At 61.3% G+C, this 26173-nt stretch carries 18 protein-coding genes and 1 pseudogene; 4 read left to right on the top strand and 15 right to left on the bottom strand.

Going from position 1 to position 26173, the window contains the following annotated elements; translation table 11 throughout:
• Positions 1-13: 13 nt before the first annotated feature.
• The 11 genes and pseudogenes from ligD to QRN48_RS23480 form a co-directional block, all read right to left on the bottom strand.
• Complete coding sequence (gene ligD, locus QRN48_RS23525; RefSeq protein ID WP_285353653.1) at positions 14-2704, bottom strand: DNA ligase D; 2691 nt, start codon at positions 2702-2704, stop codon at positions 14-16.
• 18 nt (positions 2705-2722) lie between these two features.
• On the bottom strand, positions 2723-2956 hold the full coding sequence (locus QRN48_RS23520) for a hypothetical protein (RefSeq protein ID WP_052075041.1): 234 nt from the start codon (positions 2954-2956) through the stop codon (positions 2723-2725).
• Positions 2957-3096: 140 nt separating this feature from the next.
• Positions 3097-3612 carry a DUF4142 domain-containing protein gene (locus QRN48_RS23515; protein WP_191943988.1) on the bottom strand — a complete coding sequence of 172 codons (516 nt, stop codon included), beginning with the start codon at positions 3610-3612 and terminating at the stop codon, positions 3097-3099.
• Between the two features lie 164 nt (positions 3613-3776).
• Positions 3777-4106, bottom strand: coding sequence for a hypothetical protein (locus tag QRN48_RS23510; RefSeq protein ID WP_191943989.1), 330 nt, complete (start codon positions 4104-4106; stop codon positions 3777-3779).
• Positions 4103-5101 (bottom strand): methyltransferase, encoded by a 999-nt coding sequence (locus QRN48_RS23505; protein ID WP_285353650.1) that lies wholly within the window; start codon positions 5099-5101, stop codon positions 4103-4105. Before QRN48_RS23505 ends, QRN48_RS23510 begins: the two co-directional genes overlap by 4 nt.
• Positions 5098-6453 (bottom strand): iron-containing redox enzyme family protein, encoded by a 1356-nt coding sequence (locus tag QRN48_RS23500; RefSeq protein ID WP_285353648.1) that lies wholly within the window; start codon positions 6451-6453, stop codon positions 5098-5100. Before QRN48_RS23500 ends, QRN48_RS23505 begins: the two co-directional genes overlap by 4 nt.
• Positions 6454-6836: 383 nt before the next feature.
• The gene (locus tag QRN48_RS23495) at positions 6837-12452 is read right to left on the bottom strand and encodes a putative Ig domain-containing protein (protein ID WP_285353646.1); all 5616 of its coding nucleotides are present in this window, start codon (positions 12450-12452) and stop codon (positions 6837-6839) included.
• A gap of 730 nt (positions 12453-13182) precedes the next feature.
• A complete protein-coding gene (locus tag QRN48_RS23490; RefSeq protein ID WP_191943993.1) occupies positions 13183-14394 on the bottom strand; it encodes a GGDEF domain-containing protein in 1212 nt (403 codons plus the stop codon).
• Positions 14395-14520: 126 nt separating this feature from the next.
• Positions 14521-15285, bottom strand: a complete 765-nt coding sequence (locus QRN48_RS25505) for a methyl-accepting chemotaxis protein (protein WP_502944668.1) — start codon at positions 15283-15285, stop codon at positions 14521-14523.
• Between the two features lie 90 nt (positions 15286-15375).
• Positions 15376-16410: pseudogene (locus QRN48_RS25500) on the bottom strand (HAMP domain-containing protein); the annotation flags it as partial.
• A 239-nt stretch (positions 16411-16649) separates the two neighbouring features.
• Complete coding sequence (locus QRN48_RS23480; protein WP_037010019.1) at positions 16650-17162, bottom strand: acyloxyacyl hydrolase; 513 nt, start codon at positions 17160-17162, stop codon at positions 16650-16652.
• A 308-nt stretch (positions 17163-17470) separates the two neighbouring features.
• On the opposite strand from QRN48_RS23480, the gene QRN48_RS23475 reads away from it, so the two are divergent.
• Positions 17471-17896: a VOC family protein gene (locus QRN48_RS23475; protein WP_037010021.1), complete on the top strand. Its 426-nt coding sequence runs from the start codon at positions 17471-17473 to the stop codon at positions 17894-17896.
• 31 nt (positions 17897-17927) lie between these two features.
• On the opposite strand, the gene QRN48_RS23470 is transcribed toward QRN48_RS23475, so the two are convergent.
• On the bottom strand, positions 17928-18806 hold the full coding sequence (locus QRN48_RS23470; protein ID WP_191944030.1) for a LysR family transcriptional regulator: 879 nt from the start codon (positions 18804-18806) through the stop codon (positions 17928-17930).
• A 140-nt stretch (positions 18807-18946) separates the two neighbouring features.
• A complete protein-coding gene (locus QRN48_RS23465; RefSeq protein ID WP_285353641.1) occupies positions 18947-20038 on the bottom strand; it encodes an NADH:flavin oxidoreductase/NADH oxidase in 1092 nt (363 codons plus the stop codon).
• Positions 20039-20122: 84 nt separating this feature from the next.
• On the opposite strand from QRN48_RS23465, the gene QRN48_RS23460 reads away from it, so the two are divergent.
• Positions 20123-20422, top strand: a complete 300-nt coding sequence (locus tag QRN48_RS23460) for an ArsR/SmtB family transcription factor (protein ID WP_037012886.1) — start codon at positions 20123-20125, stop codon at positions 20420-20422.
• 130 nt (positions 20423-20552) lie between these two features.
• Here the strand turns inward: QRN48_RS23460 and QRN48_RS23455 are convergent, their stop codons facing one another.
• Positions 20553-21578: a hypothetical protein gene (locus QRN48_RS23455; protein ID WP_285353639.1), complete on the bottom strand. Its 1026-nt coding sequence runs from the start codon at positions 21576-21578 to the stop codon at positions 20553-20555.
• Positions 21579-21841: 263 nt separating this feature from the next.
• Here QRN48_RS23455 and QRN48_RS23450 point away from each other — a divergent pair, with 263 nt between their 5' ends.
• Positions 21842-22894: a GGDEF domain-containing protein gene (locus tag QRN48_RS23450; protein WP_285353637.1), complete on the top strand. Its 1053-nt coding sequence runs from the start codon at positions 21842-21844 to the stop codon at positions 22892-22894.
• A 3-nt stretch (positions 22895-22897) separates the two neighbouring features.
• Here QRN48_RS23450 and QRN48_RS23445 read toward each other — a convergent pair whose 3' ends face one another.
• Positions 22898-25348, bottom strand: a complete 2451-nt coding sequence (locus tag QRN48_RS23445; protein WP_476239832.1) for a PAS domain-containing protein — start codon at positions 25346-25348, stop codon at positions 22898-22900.
• Between the two features lie 488 nt (positions 25349-25836).
• On the opposite strand from QRN48_RS23445, the gene QRN48_RS23440 reads away from it, so the two are divergent.
• The gene (locus QRN48_RS23440; protein ID WP_052075043.1) at positions 25837-26151 is read left to right on the top strand and encodes an RcnB family protein; all 315 of its coding nucleotides are present in this window, start codon (positions 25837-25839) and stop codon (positions 26149-26151) included.
• The last annotated feature ends 22 nt before the right edge of the window (positions 26152-26173 follow it).

The raw sequence follows: 26173 nt of genomic DNA, 5'->3' as shown, positions 1-26173 counted from the left end.
CCAGTTGATGAAATCATTTGAGGCCGACACGCTTGCGCATCTCGGCCGTGATGGTCTGTCGGGTCTTGGTCAGATCGGCCCAAGGGTCTTCGTCCAGTTCGGCGAGCCGCTGATGTACGTTGTGAATGTTCCAGGCATTCGCGCCTTTGATCTCCAGCAGTTCCTCGCGGTTAATCGGCACCGACACCGGCAAGCCTTCGCGTGTACGGACCGAATACGCGCTGATCGTCGTCGCGCCCAAGCCGTTGCGCAGGTAATCGATGAAAATCCGCCCCACGCGATTCTTCGGCCCGGACACCGCGGAAAACCGGTCCGGCAGCAGCTTGGCGATGTGCTTGACGATGGCGTGGCTGAAATCCTTCACCGCGTCCCAGTCAGCCTTGGGCGTCAACGGCACCACCACATGAATGCCCTTGCCGCCGCTGGTTTTCAAAAACGAGGTCAGCCCCAGCTCATCCAGCACGGCTAGGGTCAGCTGCGTGGCCTCCACCATACTTTTCCAGGGCAGGACCGGGTCCGGGTCGAGGTCGAGGATGAACCGGTCCGGACGCTCGAGATCTTGGGCGACGCCGTTCCAGGTGTGCAGCTCCATGGCGCTCATCTGCACCGCGCCGACCAGCGCTTCGATGTTGTTGATCAGCATCACCGGGTGGCCGGTGTATTCCTTTCCCATGGTCTCGATGCCCGGAATGGCGAGGCGATCAGCGTTCTTCTGGAAAAACAACTCGCCGCCAATGCCTTCGGGGGCGCGGACCAACGCCACGGGCCGTTGGGCCAGCTGCGGCAGAAGCCACTCGGAAATGCGGATGTAGTAATCAGCGAGGTCGCGTTTGGTTGCGCCGGTGGTGGGGTCGATGACCCGCTCGGGATGGGTCAGGCGGATCTTGCCGCTGGTCACCGCCGGTTGCGCAGGCTTGGCTGCGGCCTTGGCTTTGGCAGCTTTCGGTGACCCTGTCGTGTCAGCCTTGGCGGATTTTGCAGCTTTGGCGGGTTTAGCCGCCTTGGCTGGCTTGGCAGGCTTCGGCGATGCAGCAGTCTCAGCCTCAGCTTCAGCGCTTTCGCCGGCAGTGGGGGCCGGGGCAGGGAGCTCCTCGGTGATCGACTCGGCAGGCTTGTCGTTGCGCAACCCGTGGAACACGGCGTGCCGGACTGATCCCTCTTTGGTGATCTCGGCAAAGGCGACCTCTGCCAACAGGACCGGCTTAAGCCAGTGCACACCCTTGGCCTCAAAGCCGGTGGGCGGATTGACTACCGCAGCCTGCTTGGCCTGCAATGGCGTCAACTGATCGAAGATGGTCCCCAGGGTCGCCTCGTTGAACCCGGTGCCTACCTTGCCCGCGTAGCGCAACTCGCCGCTGTCGGCATCGTGCAGCCCCAGCAGCAGCGCGCCGAATTTGCTTCGTGCGCCTTTGGGATCGGTGTAGCCCACCACCACGAACTCCTGACGACGCTTGCACTTGAGTTTGATCCAGTCACCGCTGCGGCGTGACACGTACGGGCTGCCCGTTCGCTTGCCAATCAGCCCCTCCATCTGCATCTGGCAGGCACTGTTGAGCAGGGCGTCGGGCACTTCGTCGAAGTCTTGCGAATAACGCAGGACTTCGTCCTCGCTGCGCTCGAGCACCGTCGCCAGGGCGGTGCGGCGCTGCTCGACCGGCACTTCGCGAAGGTCCATGCCGTTGAGAAAGGGCATGTCAAAAAGGTAATAGACGATGTTGCCGCTGCGGCCCGCTTCGAAGGCATTTTGCAGGGCCTGAAAGTCCGGCACGCCTTGTTCGTTGGCCACCACCATTTCGCCGTCAAGCCAGGCTGATTCCAGTCCCAGCGCTGCGATGGCTTCGGCCTGGCGGGGCAGTTTGTGGGTCCAGTCATGGCCATTTCGGGTGAACAGCTCGACGTCACCATCCGCGACCCGCGCCATGACCCGGTAACCGTCGAACTTGATCTCGTAACGCCAGTCGCCCTCGGGGGCCGAGTCCACCAGCGTGGCCAGCTCAGGCTTGAGCAGTGCGGGCAGTTCACCCGGCGCGGCGCCTGACAGCTGTGCCTTGGCAGGCTTCTTGCGCGTAGCCGGAACGCTCTCGACGGGTTTGGGAGCGGCGGCTTTCCCTCCGCGTTTTTTAGGGATCAGCGTCCGGTCACTGAGCACACTGTCCGGCAGCGCTTTGACGACGTCGTAGTCGGCTTCCGGGCGGGCCGATTCGTCTTGATGCTTGATCAGGAACCATTGCTCCTGCTTGCCGGGAATATGGGTTTTGACCAGGTTCCAGACGCCGCCAAGCTTTTCGCCCTGCAGCTCAAATTTGAGTTTGCCTTTAGCGTAGGCCTCGGCAGGATCGGAGAGCGGCGTCCACACCCCACGGTCCCAGACGATGACATCACCTGCACCGTAATGCCCTTCGGGGATGTGACCTTCAAAGCTGGCGTAATCGAGGGGATGGTCCTCTACGTGAACAGCCAGGCGTTTGATCTTCGGGTCCAGCGACGGACCTTTGGGCACGGCCCAGCTCTTGAGCGTGCCGTCGATTTCGAGGCGGAAATCGTAATGCAGGCGGGTTGCGTCATGCTTTTGGATACAGAACTGCAGGGCATGCGACTGGCCGCGCTTTTTGGCGGCCGTGCGCTTGGGTTTTGCGCTGCCTGACGGCTCGGGCGTCGCGTCGAAATCGCGCTTGCGGTTGTACTCGTCGAGTCCGGCACTCATGACATTCTCTCCCTTTACCTAACGCTGCTCGGTGGCCTCCGCCAGCATCGCCAACGTCTGCTCCATCTCGACAATGGAGGCCTCAAGTGTCACGAAGCCTTGAGCGATGCTTTGCGAATTGTCGACGGTCTGGTGCCCGGCAAGCTCGGGTACCTCGCTGAGTTCCAGACGGGCAAGTGCCTCGACACAGGCCCGCAGTGTGTCCAGCTGATTGAGCACGATTGCCATCTGATTGCGTATCGCATCGCTCATGTCCGGCTCCTGCTTGTGGTGCAACGATCGGGCTATGAATCAGGCCCGCATTTTTATGGCATCAGACACAAAAAAGGCAGAGCTTTCACCCTGCCTTCATCAACTAAACCGGGTACTAATCCTTAAAAGGATTAATCGGCTTACTTGGCAGCGTCGCCGCCGTGAGCCTTGGCCAGTTCTTTAGCGTGAACCAGGTGCTCTTTCAACTTGGGCAGCATCTGAGTTGCGAAGGCTTTCAGCTCTGGATCTTTGCCATCAGTGGATTCTTTCTCGAACAGTTTGATGGTCTGCTCATGGGCAACAACCTGGTTATTGGCATAGGCCTGGTCAAACGACTTGGCGCTGCGCAGCTCCAGAATCATCGACTTGGCTTTGTCCACCAGCATCGCATTGTCGGACACCTCCAGCTTCTTGGTGTCAGCAATGCCTTTGAGCTTGGTGTTTGCCTCGGTGTGAGCCTGGATCATCATCGCAGCGAAAGTTTTAACGTCGGCAGCGGTGCCTTTCTCTTGCGCCAGCTTGCCGGCTTCAACTTCAGCAACGCCCTTGGCAGAAGCGTCTTCCACGAAGTCATCGTTATCCTGCGCAGCGAATACGCCCTGGCTGCCCACAGCCATCAACAGAGCCAGTGCGGAAGTCTTGAATAGTTTGTTCATCGTGAAGTTCCTCTTCAGTGTATTGATTCGTAGGAGCCGCTTTAAGCGCCCGTATTCTTTCCGACGAGGCCATTTGTAAAACGTTCAGCGAATTTTTAAACAGATCGCCCGGATGGATTCGTCGACGGGTTAACCGGATATCAAGAGCATCTTGATACGGCCGATTAGTGCAGTTGCAGATCCACTTGCGACTCGAACCACTCGCGGTAGGGAGTATTAACTGCCTTGTATCGATTGAAGTCTGGTGAGCCGTCCGTCCACCAGACCGGACCGCGCTCGCCAAGGGCGATTTTCGCTGCATTCACCTCGGCGCGGGCGGCTTTGAGGGCCGATGCATCGTCCTGCCGCTTCGCCGCTTTGACCGCCTGACGCGCTGCCATCAAGTTGTTGACCCAGCGCTGGCGTTCATTTTCATCCAGCGCTGGATTGCTGCAGCGCCACAGCTGACCCTTGACGACGAAGTAACGCCCGTCTGGCGTCGATGGGTATCTCACCGTGTGCGCGTGACCGTCAGCACAACGGCGGCGATGCGGTCAGCCTGCTGATAGGTCTCGGTTTCCAGCTCTTCACCGAACACGTCCGGGTCCATCTCGCGGTAGGACCAGGCTAGATCGGGCCGGTCGATCAACCCTCGAGCCTGTTGCAGAAAGACATCTTCGCCGTCGATGGAAGGCGCGCCGGTGTACAACAGCACGCTGCCGCCTGGCGCCAGTCGCTCAATGGCCTGCCCGAGAATGCGCACCGACAGTTCCGAGCCCAGATGCTCGCCGCCATGGCGGTACGCGCGCTCCTGGGTGTCTTTCATGTAGGGCGGATTGGCGACGATCAGGTCGAATTCGCCCGTGGTGCCTGCCAGGATGTCGCTGTGATAGGCAACCACGTTATCGGCCTTGGCGAGAGACGCGTTGACGGCGGTAAACCGCAAGGCAGTCGGGTTGATGTCCACCGCGAGTACGTGTGCATCGCGACGGGCCCGGCCAATCAGAATCGCGCCGACGCCACTGCCGCAGCCGATGTCGACGGCGGTGCGGATCGGGTGTGTGGACGTGCGCAAATGGTCTTCAATCGCCTGGGCGAAGCGGTAGGTGTCGGGGCCGAAGAACACCGAGTCATGCGCCACCGTGGGGAAGGCGGAGTGGACGAACAACAGATCGTCAAGGCTTGACCAGCGCACTTCGCTGACCCACATGCCAGCGTGGGCGCGGAGGATACCGCTGGCGAGCAGGGTTTCCAGTTCGGTTTCATCGAGCAGGCCGGTTTCGAAGGGCCGGCTCCAGCCGAACACATCGCGCAGCGTGCGGGCTACCCGATTTTCATCCCGCGCGTTAACCCGCTGGTGAGTCAGCGGCGTAACCGTGACGAAACGATAATCCTCGGCCTGCAAATGCTGACCCAGTTGCAGCAGCGCGAGGTCGTGGCTCTCATCGGTCAGTTCCGGGGCGTCGAGTTCAGTGTCGATTTGCGGCTCTAGTACGTTCTGCTGATTCATCGGGTCAGGCTTCCTTGCGCCAGTTGGCGGGCGTAGATCCGGGTGGCGGCAAGGCCTTCGGGCGTCGGGTGTGAATCGGGTGCGATCAACCGGACCAGTTCAGCGAACGGCAGGGCAGGCGAGGCGTCTGGTCGGCCGGTGTCGGTGGATGCCACGTGGCGGCGGCGAAAGCGCGTACGGAAAGGATTGTTTTGGCCCGGCGCTTGCCAGTCGCCCGCGATCCAGTCCTTGAGCAACTGCATTTCGTAGCCGCTGAAAACGCCAAACATCACGGCGCCCGGCCCGTCGATCAGCTGCCAGAAACGGCTGTCCTGAGGGTCCTGATTGCGCTTGATCCAGCCTCGGTCTTCCAGAGCAGTCAACAGCTGGCGGCTTTGGCCCGGCGTGGCCAGCCAGTCGTTGATGGTGCGGCCTTCGAGGCGGCAGTAGTCCGAATGCATGTGTTGACCAAAGGTGCTCTTGGTCTCCAGCATCGACACCACTTCTTCTTCCAGATCAAACGCTCGAACGATGTCGGTCGAACCCAGGCCCAAGTCGTTGAGCAGGTAACCCGCCTGCAGGCGCTGCAGGAATTCGCCTTTGCTGTCGTCGTTGGGCAGCAAGTCCAGCACAGCCTGCACGGCCTTGTGGGCATGGCCCGAACTGGCGTTATCAATGGTGACGTGCAGGGTGAAGTAATAAGGGTCGATGCCCAGCTCGCTCAGCTCGAACGAGGTGATCAGCAAGTGCAGCGGCAGTTGCTCGTAGCCCAGGTTGTAGCCCAGCACCTCGGGCAGAAACTCATCGCTCAGATGACCAAGGCCCAGTTGAATCGCACCCTGCAAGTACAACGCATCGTCCAGCGCAGCGATGGGTGCGCAGTCGTGTTCGGTGAGCAGGTTGCGGTACAGCACCACGTGGTTGAGTGCAGGTTCGCCGTCACCCAACTCTTCAAGATAAGTGCGAATCAGGCCGTGATAGCGCCAGTCATCGGCGTGCTTCACAGTGCCGTAGAGCCAGGCGCCATCGACCAGCTTGCTCGGCGCAACGCTCTGCAGAAAGTACAGGGCATGGGCTTTGTTGGTGAAGAATTTGCGAGGGCCGCCTGCGCGGCGCTCTTCCAGATACACGCGGTAGCGCTCGGCTACCGAGTGGCTGTTGCTCGCCACCCATCCGGACAGGTCGGCCAAGTCAGCAGGCAGGTTCGACGGAAGCTTTTTCGCGATCTCCAGTTGCTCATGGAGAAAGTCACGCACGTTGTCCTGCTCGCCTTCAACCTGTCCACGCAACAGACGGGAGTACAGCGAGTAGTGGGCGCCGGTGGATACATGCGCCGTGGCAGAACGCTCGGAAAGTAGCTGTAAAGAGGTCATGGATAGCCTGCTGACTTTTCTTGATATGTATGTCAGAGGGAGCCGCTTCCCGAAAATTCAAAAGAGTTGCAGTGCAGTCGATGATCGACACCTGTTGCCGATGAAAGGCGAAGTTAGTGCTGAGTGTGAGTACGCCCGACGGGGTTGGGGCTCGCGTTCCTGCGAGAGGGAGGGTCAGGCGCATGAATGGCGCAGGTTGATTGAGGTTCGCGGGCAAGCGCGCTCCTACACCGATATGCGGTGTGGGTGGCACCAACTTAGTGGGACCGGCTTCAGCCGGGAAGACGCCGGTATGTGCGCCCTCCTATTAGAAGGATGTCGCACAACTGCCAGACAAAAAAACGGCCTCCATTGCGGAGGCCGTCTGGGTTCACAGCGGTTTATCAGACCACAAGGTCAGTGGCATGCAGCTCCTTGACGCCCACCAGCTGGATCTCGAAGTCAGGGGTCGCATCGGTGTTGACGCTGCCGTAGAGAATCCCGTCGGCGAAACGCAGCTGACCGGTCGCATCGTTGCTGTCAAAGGCGTTGTTGCCGATGAAGGTGAAGTGGTCCATGCCCGGGGTCTGCGGATTGGCGTCCAGGCCGCTGAAGTCGAGCACGTCACCTTCGGCGGTCTTGAAGCCATTGATCACGTCGCGCAATACGCCCACACCCATGTCCGCAACGGAATTGAACACATAAGTGTCGGCTCCGGTGCCGCCGGTCAGCGTGTCAGTGCCCAGACCACCGATCAGACGGTCATTGCCTGAACCACCCACCAGCGTGTCATTGCCCGCGCCGCCGTTGAGCACGTTGGCGCCGCTGTTGCCGGTCAGGGTGTCACCAAAGGCACTGCCGATCAGGTTTTCGATGCTCTTGAGCGAATCCAGCCCCGAGCCCAGCGTGTTCTGCTGCGCCGAGGTCGACAGCGTCACGGTGATCCCCGACTGAGCGCCGCTGTAGGAGACCGTGTCGTTACCGTCACGTCCATCCAGCACGTTGTTGCCGATGCCGGCGAACAGCACGTTGTCCAGCGCGTTGCCGATACCGTTGGCCGCATCGCTGCTGTCCAGGTACAGGTTCTCGACGTTGCTGCCCAGGGTGAAGGTCGCCAGGGTGCTGTGCACGCTGTCGATGCCGCCAGAGATACGATCGGCATTGGTTTCGATCACGCTGTCGCCGCTGTTGTCGACGTAGTAGGTGTCGTTGCCGTTGCCGCCGCTCATGCTGTCGGCCCCGCCTGCGCCGTTGATCACGTTGGCTGCCGCGTTACCGGTGATGAAGTTGCGCAGGTCGTTGCCGTTGCCGTCGATGGCGGAAACGCCCGTCAGTACCAGGTTCTCCAGATTCGCGCCGAGGGTCCAGCTGACCGACGCCTGCACGGTGTCGATCTGCGAAGGGGAGTCGCTGGATTCGGTGACGCTGTCAAAGGCGTTGTCGACGATATAGATGTCGTTGCCGTCGCCACCGCTCATGGTGTCGGCCCCGAGGTCGCCGTCCAGCGTGTCGTTGCCTGCCGAGCCGATCAGGGTGTCGTCCTGGTCAGTACCGAAGATCATGCCACCTTCGTTCTGCGCGCCGTCGAAGATTGCCTGCACGCTGTTGTTGTCGCTCGGGTCGCCATGGAAGCCCAGGTCATCGGCGATGTAGTCAGCCAGACGCTGGCCGACGATCTCGGCGGACTCTTCGTGCAGGTGCCAGACGTCGTCCGGGTAGACCAGCGGGTCGACTTCATGGCGCAGTGGCAGGTCGGTGTAATCCACCGCCAGCTTGACGTCGTCGCGCTGGGCGGCAATCGCCTCTTGCGCGGCGCGGACATAGCCAACGCCCTCAACGATGCCGGCGATTTTTTCTTCCGAGAAACCGCGAGCGCGCGCCGCATCCTGGTCGTAGTGACCGGTTTCCATCATGTACACGTTGAAGTTGCCGAACTGGGTGTGCAGGTAATCGAACACCGACAGGGTCGCCGCCTTGTAGGCGGCTGCAGCAGCGTCCTTGTCCGAGGCGCGGGCGATTTCCTGCGCCGCTTCCTCGCCCTGGCCCCAGATGATGCCCATGGTCACCTTGTCGATTGACTTGAGCTCAGTGAGCTGATCGTTCAGCAGGGCGACGGCACGCAACAGGGCAGGGCCCGGCTGGTCGATATCGGTCAGCCACCAGCACAGCTTCAGTTCTTCGGCGCCAAGGGTGGACATGCCGTTGACCGTGCTGCCGCCCACTGCAATGTCGATCCCGTTGCCGTCGGCGTCGTTGAACTGACTGCGCACGTCGTAGGTGGTGTACTTGCTCAAGCCGTCCACCAGCATGGAGGTGCCGGACTGGCTGTCATCTTCGGTCATGCGCAGCAGACGCGCATTGGACTGGCCGAGGGTTGGCAGGAACAAGATCTCCTGATCGGCCCGGGAGCCAAACACGAAATCGTCGGCGGTCAGGGTATTGAGGTAGTTGCCGCTCAGGGCGATCTCGAAGCGATGACCGTCAGCGTCGGGCTGGCTGGATTTGATGTACGTCTTGTCGCCAGCGGCGTTCAGGCTCAGGTACAGCGTGCCGTTGCTGCCGTCACCCAGACCGAGGAAGCCCAGGCCGGACACATCGATCTTGTCTACGCCGTGAGTAAAGTCGTAGATCGTGTCGGTGGCCGTGACGCCGCCGGTGCTGTAGTCGCGATAGCTGTCCTGGACGCTGGTGTAGCGGAAGGTGTCGGCGCCTTCGCCGCCGTACAGCGCGTCACGTCCCAGGCCGCCGTCGATGATGTCGTCCCCGGCGCCGGCGCGAATAGTGTCGCTGCCACCCAGGCCCAGGATCAGGTCGGCACCTGCGGTGCCGGCGATCGTCTCTCCGTTGTCGGTGCCGGTGAGGGTGCTCGCCGGTGCATCGGCCACCGCCAGGGCAAAGCTGTCACTGACAGAGGCGCCTGACGGGTCGGTGGCCTTGATCAGCAGCGTGTAAGTGCCCGCCGCAGTGCTGGTCGGCGTGCCGCTAAAGGTCAGCAGCGTGCTGTCGAAGGTCAGCCAGTCGGGCAGGGCGCTGCCATCGGCCAAGGTCGCGGTATAGCTCAGCGTGTCGTTATTGCCGTCGGTAAAGCTGTTGCTGGTGACGGCATACGTGAACGGCGAGTTTTCGGTGGCGTTCTGGTCGAGCAGCGGTATCACCACCACGGGTGCGACGTTAACCGGCACGTTCTGGTTGGCAAAGATGAAATGGCTGGCATTGAGACTGCCGGTCAGGTTGCCGGCCAGGGACAGCTCAAAACGGTTGCCGTTGGCGTCGGCCACGCTGTCCTTGATGTACGTGCGGTTGTTGCCGGCGTTGTAGGTCACCTGCAGCGTGCCGTTCTGGCCGTTGCCCAGCGCGGTGTAGCCGAGGGCTGACACGTCGATCTTGTCGGCGGCGGCATCGAAATCAAGGATCTGATCGCTGACGCTGCTGGTGGCGGTGCGATAGCTGTCCTGGGTAGAGGTGAAGCGGAACACGTCCGCACCCGCGCCACCGGTCAGTTTGTCTGCGCCGGCACCGCCGATGATGACGTCGTTGCCGTCACCGCCATTGAGTACGTCGTTGCCCGCGCCCCCGAACAATTGATCGTTGCCCGCAGTGCCCGTGAGGGTGTCGTTACCCGGCGTGCCGTTGATTACGCCCGGGGTCAGCGGGACGTCCTGCACTGCGAGGGTGAAGCTGTCGCTGACCACGGCGTTGCTGGCATCGCTTGCGGTGATCTTGATCGCGTAGGTGCCCGAAGCCGTGTTGCCCGGTGTGCCGCTGAACGTGCGCGTGGCGGCATCGAACGTCAGCCAGGCCGGCAAGGCGGTGCCGTCTTCCAGGGTCGCGGTGTAGCTCAGGTTGTCGTTGTCCGGGTCGGTAAAGCTGGTGCCCGGTACCACGTAGCTGAATGGCGTGTTTTCGGTGGCGTTCTGATCCAGCAGTGGATTGGCGACCACAGGTGCCTGGTTGACCGTCGGCGGGGTGGCGAAGACGAAATTGGCGCTGGTCAGCTTGTCGACATAATTGCCCGCGAGCGCAACCTCGAACCGGTTGCCGTCCGCATCGGCCGTCAGCGACTTGATGTAGGTCTTGTCGCCAGCGTCGTTGAGGACCGCATACACGGTGTTGTTCATGCCGTCGGCCAGCGCGGTAAAGCCCAGCTTGGACAGGTCGATCTTGTCGGCGGTGACATCAAAATCGGTGATCAGATCACCCAGGTTAGCGCCGCCTTCATTGTAGTTGCGGTAGCTGTCGAGCCGGCTGGAGAAGGCGAACGTGTCAGCGCCCGCTCCGCCGCTCAGGGTGTCCTGACCGGCGCCGCCGTCCAGGCGATCATCGCCGCCGCCGCCCGCCAGGCTGTCATTGCCCGCCAGACCCAGAAGTGTGTCCTTGCCATCAGTGCCCTGCAGCGAATCGTTGTTGGCGGTACCGGTGAGGGTGCGGTTGAAGATGAAATTGCCGGCGGTGAGCGAGCTGACCAGGTTGCCCGCCAGAATCAGCTCGAACCGGTTGCCGTTGGCGTCGGCGTCGTAATCTTTGATGTAGGTGCGGTCGTTGCTCGCGCTGTAGCTGACCTGCAAGGTGCCGCCACGGCCGTTGCCCAGACCGGTGAAGCCCAGGTCGGCGAGGTCGATCTTGTCCTTGGTCGGGTCGAAGTCGGTGATGGTGTCATCGAAGCTGGTGGTCGCGTTGCGATAGCTGTCCGTTTCGCTGGTGAAGCGGAAGATGTCTGCGCCCGTGCCGCCGCTGAGCTTGTCGACGCCGGCGCCGCCAATCACGATGTCATCACCCGCGCCACCGTTGATGGTGTCATTGCCGGCCGCGCCGTAGAAAATCTCGTTGGCGTCGCTGCCCAGCAGGGTGTCGTTGCCATCGGTGCCCTGGACTGCAATGACCGGCACGGTGTCGCTGACGTAGCTGCCATCGCCGTACACCAGGGTGTCGCCCTTGGTGGTGTGGCTGATGGTGTTGCCGATGATGGCGTTGCGATCAGTACCGTCTTCGTTGCGCTCGGCGACGCCGTAGGTGGACAACGCGCTGCCATTGATGGTGTTGCCCTGGACCGTGTTGTCGCTGCCGTTGAAATATTTGCCGGAAACGCCCTTGGTGTCGTCGTAGGACTGAATGATGATTTCCGGCACGCCGCCACCCAGGGCGTTGTTGCTCAGGGTGTTGTTGATGACGTCGACGTTGTTGCTGCCGTAGATGCGCACGCCAGCGCTGCTGTTGTCGTGGATGTCGACGCCGGTAAGGATGACGCCGCCGGACAGTTTGATCAGCACGCCTTCTGCGCCGTTGTCATACACCTCGCCACCGGTGATGGTGATGTTATTGGGCGAGGGGATGTTCTCGCTGCCACGTTGCACAACGATTCCGCCGCCGCCGTTGCCATAGGCAACGTTATTGCTGAGGGTGAAGTCGTGGGTACTGGTCACCACATTGAAGCCGTGACGGTCGTTGTCGTAGGCGACGTTGTTTTCGAAGGTGCTGTTGCTCAGGAAGTCGGCAACAAAACCGTCCAGGCCATTGCCGTGGGACACGCTGTTCTTGATGACCATGTTGACGGTCTGTTCATGCGGGTCGAAACCGTAACCGGAGCAGTCCTTGATTTCGACGCCGTCCAGCGTGACGTTGGAGTCGTAGCCTTCCTTGCCAGGAATGAAACCGTTGAACCAGCCATCGATCTTGCCGGTGGTGTTGTCCCGGTTGCCGTCGATGGTCAGGTTGCTGAGGCCGAAGTCGTGGGTTTCTTCGCCATAGGCGGAGCGGATGACGCCGGTGATTTTGGTGTCGGAGCCGTCGGCCACTTTGATGTTCGAAACGCCCATGCCGTCGCCGTACATGTAGACGTTGCTTTTGAGCATGAGACAACCGTCAGACGGTTCTTCGCCGCCCGTCACGATGTAGGTCCCGGGCGGTACGTACACTTGTCCTCCGCCGGCCGCCGCGGCTGCATCAATCGCTTGTTGAATCGCCGCGGTGTCGTCAGAGACGCCATCTCCTTTGGCGCCAAAATTTTGGACGTTAAAAATCATGTACTTATCTCCGGTTCCAGGCTGTGGTCGTACTGCGTGCCAATTTCCAATCGGCTTGCACCGCAGGTATGACCTAACTGAACGGGAAAGTTGTAGCCGTATGTCGGGAAACCGTCGTTTTGTGACGACCGGCACATTTCGGTTAATTTTTACGTCAGGTATTTGACGAATTAAGGGTGCGCTTTTCTGGCACGGCGAGGGGGTTTGGACTCATCAACTGGCCCGTACAGCTACGCCGTGCACGTTTCTGTAGGAGCGCGCTTGCCCGCGAAGGGGTAAATGCGGTCGACGGCGATGTATGTGGATGCTGGCGAAAGGGTTCTGGCTATCACCGCTGCAGCGTCTGCCCCGGCGGGTTCGCCACCAAGCCGGCTCCTACGGGTCATTTGAACGTCGCCGGTTGCATGTTTTGGCGGGATCGACTGTAGGAGCGCGTTTGCCCGCGAAAAGTTAGTCGTGGCGATGGCTGGTTATGGTGGAAGCTGGCGCGAGGGTTTTGGCTTTCGCTGCTGCAGCGCTTGACACAGCGGGTTCGCCAGCAAGCCGGCTCCTACAGTGGGACCGTGTGCATCCAACAGGTCCGCCGTTTCGGGTTAGGCGTACGCATCAGGTGACACGTTCGCATTGGGGACACGTCCGCATCGGGGTGACACGTTCGCATTGGGGTGGTTTGTGCGTTTTTCGTGGGATCGGCTTCAGCCGGGAAGGCGTTAGCGGTCGCGATTGACGATCAGGCCACTTCCGCCGGGGCGCAGCGCAGGCAGTCGCGGCCTTCGCGTTTGGCGGCGTACAAGGCTTTGTCGGCCATGGCGATCAGTGCTTCGGCGCTGATCTGCGGCGCATTGGCAACCGCGACCCCGAGGCTGATGGTGACTTTGGCGCCAGCGCCCAGCGCCGGGTGTGGCACGTTGAGCGCTGACACTGCCGAACGCAGGTTTTCCGCCAGCGCCCGCGCCTGAGCCGGATGGGCATGGGTCATCAACACCAGTATTTCCTCGCCGCCAAACCTGAAGGTTAATGCGTCAGCCTTGTTCGCAGTGCGCTGAATGACCCCGCTGAGCAGCCGCAGGCACGTGTCGCCCTGCAGGTGCCCATAATTGTCGTTGTAGGATTTGAAGTGATCGATGTCCAGCAGGATCACCGCGACATTCATCGGCACCTCCGCAGCCCGGCTCCACAGGGACGCCAGCACCTCACCCTGAAACCGCCGATTGAACAGCTGCGTAAGGGAATCGATGCGCGCCAGTTCCAGCAGTTGCTTTTGCAGCAACCGCCCACGCAGCGCAAACAGATAACTCAGCCGACTGCCGTGCTCCAGAAACCATGACGCCATCAGCAGCAACGCGACGGTCGACACAAACAGCAGCGCGTTGGCCTGCCAGATCTGAAAGTCGGCGAAGTCGGCGATGTAAGTGGTCACCAGCTGGAACGTCAGCATGAATGCCATCGCTACGGCCGAGTAGCGGACCGGCAACTGCTGAATCACCGTGCAGTACACCATGATCAACAGCATGCCCAGCTGGTAATGCAGCCGGAACGGACTCTCGCTGAAGATCATCACCACCAGCGGCATCAGCGAGCACAGCACAGTGCCGGTCCCGGCGGCCGCTTCCACAACCGCACGGGTCTTGGCGCGAAGCACGATCACCGTCAGGAAGATAAACAAGGGGGTGATCAGGAAAACCCGCCCAAGCGCCACGTAGGCAAACATGTCGTTGAGACTCAGCCAGTCGCTGACCATGAACACGTTGTAAATGATGCCGCCGGTAATGCCGACCGCTGTCAGAAACCGCCGCCGCTGTTCAAGGGTTTCGGCCTCATACCGTGACTCCAGCTCGGCACTGAAACGCAGGCCACGGAAGCGCGACGCGATGGTGCGGTCGACCTCGGCGAGGACTTGCGCATCGTTGGGGCCAGGGCGGTCGAGGACAAAGGAAAGCATGATGCACCAAAAGGGTGAGTTGACCGGACTATGACAGATGAGTGATGCCTTAGTGCCATCATTTCGTCGGAATACGTTTCGGGTGCCGTTGATCCTCACCGGTCACCCGAAAACACAGGCGCCAACTCAGATGCGGAAGCTGCCGACCAGTTGAGTCAAGCGTGCCGACTGACTTTCCAGGTCAGCACAGGCGCGTAACGTCGCTTGCAGATTTTCAACGCCTTCCTGGTTAAGCGTATTGATCTCGGTGATGTCGACATTGATGGCCTCGACCACCGACGTCTGCTCCTCCGTTGCAGTGGCCACCGACTGGTTCATGGCATCAATCTCGCCGATGCGCACGGTCACGCTCTCCAGACTGGTACCGGCCTGATTGGCGATGCTGACGCTTTCATGGCTCTCGCGCTGACTGTCGTTCATGATCGCCACCGCTTCACGCGCACCCAGTTGCAGCTCCTCGATCATCTTCTGCACCTGGCTCGCCGATTCCTGGGTGCGATGAGCCAGGCTGCGGACCTCGTCAGCCACCACGGCGAACCCACGGCCGGCTTCACCGGCACGCGCGGCTTCAATGGCCGCGTTGAGCGCCAGCAGATTCGTCTGCTGGGAAATCCCGGTGATGACTTCGAGAATCTGCCCGATGTTGGCGGTCTTGGCGTTGAGCTGTTCAATCTGTTCGCTGGCGCCGCTGATGCGCGTGGACAACCGGTTCATCGCTTGAATGTTCTGACCCACCACCGCCTGACCGTTCGAAGCCAGATTGCGCGCATCGCTGGAATGCCCCGAAGCCATCGCGGCGTTCTGCGCGATTTCCTGCGCCGCGGCGCCGAGTTCGTTGATTGCCGCTGCCACGCTGCTGGTACGGTTGGCTTGTTGATCCGAGTTCAGCATCGAGGAGTTCGATGCACTCACCACGCGCAGGGCCACTTCATTCAGCTGTACGGTGGAGGAGGCCACTTGACGCATCGAATCATGGATTCGCCCGACGAAGAGGTTGAAGCCGTTGCCCAGGTAACCGAACTCATCCTGGCTGAGGATTTCCAGACGCTTGGTCAGATCACCTTCGCCGGCGGCGATGTCGTGCATCGCCCGGCCCATGGTGTTCAGCGGACGCATCAGCACGTTCAGCAGCACACCGAGCAGCAGGATGATCAGCACCACGGCAATCACCGTGGCGACGATGGCCGAAGTACGGAAGTCGCCCAGCGCGGCGTAGGCCTGGGCTTTGTCCACGGCGATGCCGACGTACCAGTTCACTGAAGGCAGGCCGTTGACGTGGGCGAAGGTGATGATCTCCGTGCGGCCGGCGTGCTCGCTCTCGCTGATGTCCTGTGACAGGCGAGGCGTCGCATCGGGGTAAACCTCGGCCAGGGTTTTCATGACCAGCGAGGTGTCCGGGTGGACGAGGATGCGGCCGTTGGCGTCAACAAGAAAAGCGTGGCCGTCGTTTTGCAGGTGCAACGCGCTGATCATCTTGACCAGCACTTCGAGGCTCAAGTCGCCACCGGCCACACCGCTGACACCGGACGGGCCTTTGACCGGCGTGGCAATGGTCACGATCAGGCCTTTGGTCACGGCGTCCAGATACGGTTCGGTCAGCGTGGTTTTGCCAGCCTTCACCGCGTCGGTGTACCACGGACGGGTGCGCGGGTCGTAGTCGCCGGGCATGTCGTCAGGCGGCTGGGTAAAAAACGAGCCGTCATTTTTGCCCAGATAGATGCTCATGAATGTCGAGATCAGGGTCGGCTGGCCGAGCTGGCGGTTAAGCGCGTCCTGGGATTGCGATGTGGCGGCCGCTTCGGCCACGTTTTCCACCAGCAGGATGCGTCCCGACATCCATTTCTGGATATTACCCGCCGTGCTTTCGCCCATCTGGTTCAGACTTTCCCTAAGCTGATTCCGGATGGCATTGCGTTGCAGATAATCGTTGTAAAGGGTGAACAAGCTAAACGCCGCGATCACCACCAGCGAGGCCGCCAGCAGGATTTTGTGGCTGAATTTCAGGGATTTGGTCATGCCGTACGAGCCTTCAAGGTGTTGCAGGGAAAAAAACACAGTCAACGGGGCTATCGGCTGGGGTTTCTATAGATGAAGACCGTCCTCCAACTAATCACCTCTATTTGATTGGAATCGGACAACCGGTCGCGGGAGGGGAGGGAGAAGGAGGCCCATTGGGCGAAAAAGCGAGGGTGAGACAGGGAGCAAGCGGCAGCCGAGTGGCACACCGCTTGATAGCGTTTAGCTGGGTTAATCACTCAAAGCGTATGGCTGTAGACCAGCGCGTAGGATTCGATACCGTCGTTTGGTTCTTTGATGCCGGCATTGGAGTAGTGGGTGACCCGAAGGGCCACGCGTTGGGTGTCGCCGAACTTCAGGCCGGCGCCCAGGCGGTCCTCGAAGTTGAAAGCGGAGCCGAACTTCTGATCGCCGGCACTGGCACCGGTGAACATGGAAACACCGACGCCCGCTTCAATAAACGGCTTGATCTGGCCGCTGCCGAATTCATACACGAACACCGGAGCGAAGGACACCGAGTGACGTGCACCGGCTTGTTTACCGGCTTCCCAGTAGGTGTAACCCAAGTCCCAGTAGCCGGTCAGTTTGCCCGTCGAGCTTTCAAGCCAGGCCTTGTCCCAGTCGAAACCCAGTCCCACGCGGGCAGTGACCCCGCCTTGACTGGTGGCACCCAGGGCGCCGGACATCTGGGTTGCGTTGGCATTCATTGCCAGTGAGGACAGGCACAGCGCAGCAAGCAATAATTTTTTCATGATTTAACTGCCGAAAATTGTAAATGGGACCCGGAGTACAGCTCACTCGAACGGATATGAGGCATAGTGCCACTACTAAGTTCCTTTTTGGTTTACATTTTTCCTGCTCGGCGGCGTTCCGTGCTTCTGCCAAACCCGTCGAGCTAACAGTTTTGCCATCGCCCCGACACTTTCCTAACGAACGGATGCCGCGGTGATGCTCTGCATTGATCAATAATATTGGGGCTCGGCAGCAAAAAATTCCGCTTTCGTCAAACGTATTAAATCTCAACAATGGGCTTACTTAGTTCCGACCCAAGGACCCTACGATGAGCCTTTCGCCGTTCCACCTCGCTATCCCTGTTTATGACCTTGCGGCCGCGCGGCATTTCTACGGCGACGTATTCGGGCTCTCGGAGGGCCGCTCCAGCGAGCAATGGGTGGATTTCGACTTCTATGGCCATCAGTTGGTCATCCATGAACACCCGAAAACCACCTCCCAGGAATCAGTGCATTCCAACGCCGTGGATGGCCATGACGTGCCGGTGCCACACTTCGGCATCATTCTGCACTGGGAGCAGTGGGAGGCGCTGGCGCAGCGTCTTCGCGATCGCGGCACCTCCTTTGTGATCGAACCGTACATCCGCTTTCAGGGGCAGGTGGGGGAGCAGGCGACGATGTTTCTATTCGATCCCTGTGGCAATGCGCTTGAATTCAAGGCGTTCAAGGACATGAGCCAGTTGTTCGCCAAGTAGTCGCGCCATTGAAGCATCGGGCCTGACGCCGCTAGCGCGCCTGGCCCGTCAGCGTGTCGATCACGCAGGTGCGGAACAGCGCCTGAAGCGGCGACTGCCGCTGCAGGTATTTGGTCACCAGCACGATTTCGCGAAAGAACACCATCTCGCCCAGATCGATAACCCGCACGTCCCGGGCATGCTCAAGCCATAAGCCGGCCATCGGCACCAGCGCCACGCCGAGGCCTGCTCGAACCATTTTGACGATGGCGTCCAGTTCGTCGAGTTCCAGCGTTTGCCGCACCTCGAGTTTGCGTTCGCGCAGAAACTGCGTCACCCGCCGGCCGCCGAACGAACGTTGATCGTAGCGAATGAACGGTTGCTCGCTGAGCAACTGTCGCGGGTCGTCTCCCTCCAGATCAAGCGGTGCGACCAGCACGAAGGGCTCCCGGGCAATCACCTCGGCGTGCAATTCCTTGGGCAACGCAAACGGCGGTTTGATCATGATCGCCAGGTCAAGCTCGCCGGCGTCGACCTGGCTGAGCAGGTTCAGCGATACGCCGGGTATCAGGCTGGCTTCGATGAACGGCGCCTTGCTGCGCAGGGCCACCAGGGCCTGAGGCAGGATGCCGGTCTGCGCGGTGCTGATTGCGCCAATGCGCAATGAGCCCCGAAAGTCATTGGCGCTGTCGGGGCTGCCCATTCGCCCGAACAGCTGAAGCATCTCTTCGGCCAGCGTCACCGCGCGTTGCCCGGCCGCATTGAGCGTGGCAGCGCGACCGGTGCGGTCGAACAGGCTGACACCCAAAGCGTCTTCCAGGTTCTTGATTTGCGCGCTGACCGCCGACTGGGTCAGCCCCACTTCACGGCCCGCAGCCGCGAAGGTGCCTCGGCGGGCGACGCAGACGAAGGTTTTCAGCTCTCTGATCATCGTCAGGTCCTGGGAGGTGGTGAAGTCGGGTGTGAGCCGTTGCACAGCGGCCTTCAAGCGGCCGGCAGCGGATCATACCCAGCTGCGCGCGCAAATAAAAATGCCGCCCCGGAGGGCGGCATTTTTCAGTGGCAAGACGCTTAACGGTAGCGTTCGAGCCAGTGCGCGTACGGTGCTGGCAGGGTCCAGGACGCTTTGTCGACGCCCAGTTCCTTGGCGGCGAAATACGCCCAGTGCGGATCAGCCAGGTGCGCACGGCCGATCGACACCAGGTCCAGCTGACCATTCTGCACGGCCGCCTGGGCCAGTTTCGGATCGCCAAAGCCCCACGCCGAGGTCACCGGGATATCGGCCTCGCGGCGCACGCGCTCAGCGATCGGGCCCATGAACGCCGGGCCCCACGGAATGTTGGTCTCCGGGATGGTAAAGCCGACGCTGACGCTCAGCAGGTCCAGGCCGCCGGCCTTGAAGCGCCGCGCCAGTTCGATGGATTCGGTGAGGGTCTGCTCGTCACGACCGTCGTACTCGATCACACCGAAGCGTGCGGTCAGTGGCAGGTTTTCCGGCCAGACTTCGCGCACGGCGGCAAGGGTTTCCAGCAGGAAGCGGCTGCGGTTGTCGAAGCTGCCGCCGTAGGCGTCAGTACGCTGGTTGGAATGTTCGGAGAAGAAGCTCTGGCCCAGGTAACCGTGGGCGAAATGCAGCTCGATCCATTCGAAGCCAGCTTCGCGTGCGCGCCGTGCGGCATCGACGAAGTCCTGCTTGACCTGGGCGATGTCGTCCAGCGTCATTTCCTGCGGGACTTTCGGCAGGTTTGCACCAAAAGCGATGGGCGAGGGCGCGATGGTCTGCCAGCCGCGGGTATCGTCGGCTGCCATGTGGTCGTCACCTTCCCAGGGACGGTTGGCGCTGGCCTTGCGACCGGCGTGGGCAATCTGAATGCCCGGGATCGAGCCCGCTGCCTTGATCGCCTGCACCGCAGGGATGAACGCCTGGGCGTGCTCGTCGCTCCAGATACCGGCGCAGCCCGGGGTGATCCGGCCTTCAGGGGAGACCGCAGTCGCCTCGACGACCACCAGACCCGCGCCGCCGCGTGCCATGCTCGCCAGGTGCACGTGGTGCCAATCGTTAATGACGCCGTTGTCTGCGACGTACTGGCACATTGGAGGAATGGCGATGCGGTTACGCAGGGTCACGTCCTTCAGCGTGAAGGGTTCGAACAGTGCAGACATGGAAATACTCCTGATGATTGAATTCGCTTGTTCGATAGTATTCGAAATATGGCGCAGGAGGAAACCCCCCGCTATGATGTGCGCATGCGCGCCTTCAAACATCCGTCACCTACCGAACTCACACTTGAGCGTTTGCTTTACGCCTTAAGTGACCCTGTGCGCCTCGACATCGTTCGCTGTCTTTCGTCTGTCGCCGAAGCCACCTGCGGCGAACTCGACGGCGGGCGACCCAAGTCCAGCATGTCCCATCACTTTCGGGTGCTGCGCGACGCGGGCCTGGTGCACACGCGAAATATTGGCACCACGCACATGAACTCTTTGCGGTCGGACGAGCTGGAAGTGCGCTTCCCCGGTTTGCTTCGCTGCATCCTGGCTCAGCACTGACGTTGCGGTAACGATGCACTGGCGCTGAAACGAAAATGGCCCGATCACTCGATCGGGCCATTTTTTTTCCGCCAGCCGGCCCGCGCTTGAGCTTCTCTGCGGGCAGCGTGGACGGGCAGCGCGTTGGCGTTTAGATCGCGCCGACGATTTTCGCGGCGGGCTGGGTGCGGCGACCCAATGCTCCGGCGCCCGCGGCCACCAACGCAGAGACCACCAGAGTGATCAACAAAATCCACGCCGCGCGCGAAATGTTTTTCGCCGCGACATCCGCCGCTTCACGGGCTTTCTGTTCGGCCTGCGCCTTGAGCTGCTGGTATTGGGCGTATGCCTGACGATAGCTCGCCTGTGCCTGATCCACGATCTGGTTGGCTTCGGCATCAGTCTTGTTGCCGCGGGCCTTGATCAGGTTCACGAAGGCCTGACGGTCAGCCGCGTCCCAGGCCTGGTCGCCCTTGGCCTTCAAGCGGTCGAGCAGGCCGCTGAGTTGCTCATCCGCCTGCTGAGCGTTTTCGGCGCTGCGTTGCGCGGTGTTCTTCGCGTCCTCCTGTGTGGTTGTCACATCCTGCTTGACCGCATTGGGGTCCAGCTCGGGCTTGCCGGTCTGGCGCATGGCTTGCTCGATCTCGCCCTGGATGTCGTCCAGATTGAAATCGATGCCCTGCGCACGCAGTTGATCCTGGATCTTGCTGCCGACGGCAGGAGCGACTTGAGCAATGCCGCTGCCCACTGCCGAGAGGCCGCTGCCGGCCAGGTTGAGACCGCCGCGCACCACACCGGTGACAGCGCTCGACACCAGGTAGACGCTGATCAACGAGACGCTCGCCCAGACCAGAATGCCGTGGAAGGCGCCCTCACGGTGCGCCAGCCGGCCGGCAGCCCAGCCACCGACGAACAGCGAGATGACCATACTGACGCCCAGCCAGATGCCGGTGCCCTTGCCCATGCCCGCCAGCGGGTCGGCTTCCTGCAGGGGATCGATGCTGGCAGTGCCGATGGCTGTGCCCAGCAGGCTGAGCATCAGCGACACCACAAGCGCGAGTACCACCCCGGCGAGAATCGCCCCCCATGAGATGCGTTTGAGCAGCGGCGCTACCGCAGTACCTCGATAAACAGGGTCGTCATAGCCAGTGGGGGTCAGTTGGTCATCGCGGATCATGGTGGCAGTTCCTTTTTTTCGAGGCAGGGCACAAGGATGCGTGCGTTAAATGAGTGACCGTTCCGCTTTTCAAATAGTTTTATTCGGTCAGCAGATAAAAGGCTGGCAAAATGCCCAAGTGGAAAACTGCCTGATTATCAGCGACCTGCAAGCGCATCTCATTTGATCTAAAGCTAATTTTTAGCCCCGCGTTGCAGCTTCCCCGACACTGTTCTTAGCTACTCCCTGCCACCTATCGTATTAATTCGCGCCGAGACACCTTGATGAACAGCCTTACCGCCGATGACCGCACTCAGGTCACTCGGGAAGCCACCGCCGAATACTGGAGACACATCATCCCCATCGTGCAGATCGCCTTTGCGATCCACGTATTGCTGCTGGGGCTGTTCCTGATCGTCGGGCTGCGGGTGATGTGGATCACCAACGCCGTCAGCGTCCTGGCCTACATCGCCTGCCTGCTGGCCATCAAGCACCGTTTGTACCGCTGCGCCGGCATGCTGATCAGCATCGAGATCATTGCCCACGCCGCCATCGCCACCTGGCGGCTCGGCTGGGACAGCAACTTCCATCTGTATGTGTTCTGTATCGTGCCGATCATTGCGTTCGGGTTTCATTCCTCACCGGTGCGTCGGGGATGCCTGAGCGCCGCCGTGCTCCTCGTCACCGTCGGTGGCTACCTGATGCGCAACAAAGTGCCGGTGACCAGCATCAGCGAAGACGCGCAAGACCTGTTCGGCGCCATCAACGCGCTGACCGCGACCGCGCTGCTGCTGCATGCGACCGCGCTCTCGGTGCGTTTCAACCTGTCGATGCACATGAATCTTTACCATTCCGCCCACCGCGACAGCCTGACCAACCTCTACACCCGACGCCGGGTGCTGCAGCGCTTTCGTCAGCTGGGCGCAAGCCGGCGCGAGGTTCCCACCGCGCTGGTGTTGATCGACATCGACCACTTCAAGCAGATCAACGATCAGCACGGCCACGATTTGGGCGACGTGGTGTTGCAGCAGGTGGCCGACATCATCGCCAGTTGCGTGCGCGCCACGGACATCGCGGCGCGCTGGGGCGGGGAAGAGTTTCTGGTGCTGATGCCGGATACTCCTCTGGAAGACGCGCGGCTGATTGCCGAACGCATCCTCACGCAGTTGCGGGAGCAGGGCGGTGCGATCCGCCAGGTCAGCCTGACCCTGACCGCGACACTGGCCGTGGCGACAGTGGAGGAGGGAGAAGCCTTCCGGGACGCGCTGAACCGTGCGGATCAGCGCTTGTACGAGGGCAAGCAGGAAGGGCGTAACCGCGTGATGCTGGCGCAGTAGCCGTCAGGCGGGCAGGTTCATCATTTCCCGTACGCGCGCCGTCAGCGTTTCGATGGCGAACGGTTTGGTCAGCACCTGCATGCCGGGCTCCAGCTGGCCTGCACCGACGGCCGCGCTTTCAGCGTAGCCGGTGATGAACAGGGTTCTCAGCCCGGGCCGGATTTCCCGGGCAGCGTCAGCCATCTGACGGCCGTTCATGCCGCCCGGCAGGCCGACATCGGTCACCAGCATGTCGATGCGCATGTCCGAGCGCAGCAGATTCAGCCCGCCCACGCTGTCAGCCGCTTCGATCAGCGTGTAACCCAGATCGGCCAATACCTCGGTCACCAGCATGCGCACCGTGGGCTCATCATCGACCACCAGGATTGTCTCACCGACACCGGTGCCCTCGTTGGTCGACTGTGACGCATCGCCGTCGCTTGCGCTCGCCGCGCCGTGATAGCGAGGGAGGTAAATGCACAGCGTCGTGCCCTGGCCGACCACCGAGGTAATACGCACCTGGCCACCTGACTGCTTGGCGAAACCGTAAATCATCGACAAGCCCAGGCCGGTGCCCTGGCCGATGGGTTTGGTGGTGAAGAATGGATCGAACGCCTTGGCCACGACGTCCTCGGGCATGCCGGTCCCGGTGTCGGTGACGCTCAGGGTCAGGTAGTCACCCTCGGGGATATCCAGCGCAGCGGCTTCAGCGTCAATGACCCGGTGATGACTGGTTTCGATGGTGATCAGCCCGCCGTCGCGCATGGCATCGCGCGAATTGATGCATAAATTGAGCAGCGCATTCTCCAGCTGGCTCGCGTCGACCTGGGCAACGCAGCCGTCGGCCGCCCCCAGTGTTTGCACCTGGATGCTCGGCCCCACGGTGCGCTGGATCAGTTCTGTCATGCCGGCGACCAATGCATTGACGTCGGTGGGACGGGGATCCAGGGTTTGTCTGCGAGAAAATGCCAGCAAACGGTGGGTCAGGGCGGCGGCGCGTCGGGTTGCGCCTTGCGCGGTGGTCAGGTAGCGGTCGACATCCGCCAGGCGGCCCTGGGCCATGCGCGCACCCAGCAGTTCCAGCGATCCCGAAATGCCGGCCAGCAGATTATTGAAGTCATGGGCGAGCCCGCCGGTCAGTTGCCCGACGGCCTCCATCTTCTGCGACTGGCGCAGCTTTTCTTCAGACTGCATCAGCGCAGTGGTGCGTTCGGCTACGCGTTGCTCCAGTGTTTCGTTGAGCGCTCGCAGCGCGGCAGTCGCCAGGTCGCGCTGCGCCTCCACTGATCGCCGTTCCTGGACATCGATCAGCACGCCGGGGAACCTCAGCGGAACGCCTTCTTCACTCAGTTCGACGCGGCCGTTTGCCTCGATCCAATAGTACTTGCCGTCGGCCCGGCGCACCCGATACTGGTGCGCATAGGCCCCGCCGCGGGCGATGACCTCTTCAATCGCGGCCATCAGCCCGGCTTTGTCTTCGGGGTGCACCGTGACGATGACCTGGTCAAGGGTCAGCCCTTCGTGGCCCAGGGCAGGGTCCAGTCCGAAAGCGCGAGCGAACGCCTCGTCCACCGTGAAGCTGTCGCTGCTCAAGTCCCAGTGCCAGGTGCCAAAGATTGCCCCGGCTTCCAGCGCCAGTTGCACGCGTTCCACGTTGGCCCGGGCGATGGCTTCGCTCTGGCGCAGGCGCTCTTCGGCGTCGCGTCTTCCGGTCACGTCGTTGAAGATGATCGCGATCTGGCGCTCGTCCGGGTCGCCCACCGGAACGGCGCGCACGTCGAACCAGCGCTCGAACGCTTTGGCGTAACTCTCGAAGTTGGTCGGCACACGGGTCTTGGCCACGCGTCCATAGGTGTCGAACCAGAACTGCTCCAGATCGGGGGCAAACTCCGTTACCCACTTGCCGCGCAAGTTGACCCCGGCTTCGCGCTCGAAGGCAGGGTTGGCTTCGACAAAGCGGTAATCGACCGGTTTGTCTTCGGCATCGAATTTGACCTGAACAATCGCAAACGCGGCCTCGACCGTTTCCAGAATGGTCCTGAATCGCTCCTCACTCTGGCGTAACGCCGCCTGCGTGTCGCGAATCGCCGAGAGGTCGAGCATGGCGCCGATCATCCGCTCGGCGTTGCCGTCAGCGTCCCGGCTGACGTGTCCCCGGTCCAGGACCTGGGCGAACGAGCCGTCGGCGCGACGGAACCGGTACTCCTCGTTCCAGCCGGTGTCCGCACCGTCGATGACGTTGTGGATGGAAACAGAGACGCGGTCACGGTCCTCCGGGTGAATCTGGGCAAGCCACCATTCCCCGGTTTTACCAATAGTCGCGAGAGAGTGCCCATACACCCGCTCCAGCGCGTCGTTCCACAACACGTGATCCGCTCTGAGGTCCCAGTCCCAAATGGCGTCATTGGTGGCTTTGACAGCGAGGCGATAGCGTAACTGGGCGTCATCGTGGGTGAGGTCTGCGAGTGAAGGCACGCTGTCCTCGGACGAGTGTTGCGCAGCGGCGGCGATGTTCTGACTTTCGCACGTGGCGGACGCGCCGAGGAACGCCGTTTCACGTGCTTGCAATGCCAACCGCAGCCGCTGCACTTCAGCCTCAAGCTCTTCCCGGGTCAGATGCTTCAAGATTTCACCTGCGAAATAACGTCGTGACCTGAGGCCGTATTGACCCGTGGCGTGCTGGTTTTCGGTCGCCGGCGTCCGGAGGATGCGGCGCACAGCGTTTTACGCCGGGTACTGGCAGAACGCAATACGGGTTTAGAAGAGGACTGGGCCGTACAGATAAAGTTTCGGTCAAGCAGGCCGGACGGGGGGAAGACAGGAGGCAGGATGCGCTGTGGGACGGGCTTCGTGACGGGGCGCGATTGGATCGAACTCCCTCTAAACGGCCACGGTCAGAGGAATACGGGGGCACCGTTAATCAAAACGCCGCCCGCTGCACATTTTTGCCAAAGGACCTGATCATGCTCGCAAAAAAATACCTCCCTCATTTGATGTTCACCGCCCTTTGCGCCGTGGGCAGTTTTGCCCACGCAGCCGAAGAGCCCAGTGTGAAACTGGATCGCCCCGGCTATGGCGTCAAGGAACTCAAGGAAGGCGACAACGCGCCTGATCAGTATCAACGGCCGGATCTGGCGCTCAAGGATTGGCGCGCCCGTCACCTGAGCGAGCCGGGCGACGACAAACAGTGGGTTGAGATCCATGATCAATACGCTTTGATCGACATTCCGACCGGCACCATCAGGAAGATGGTCCCTAAAGCCAAGGCCCATAAGTAAAAACGGGTTGCCTCAAGGGCTC

The organism is Pseudomonas sp. ME-P-057 (assembly GCF_030208975.1).
Classification (GTDB): Bacteria; Pseudomonadota; Gammaproteobacteria; order Pseudomonadales; family Pseudomonadaceae; genus Aquipseudomonas; species Aquipseudomonas lutea.
This window is presented reverse-complemented; position numbering and strand designations above follow the sequence as displayed.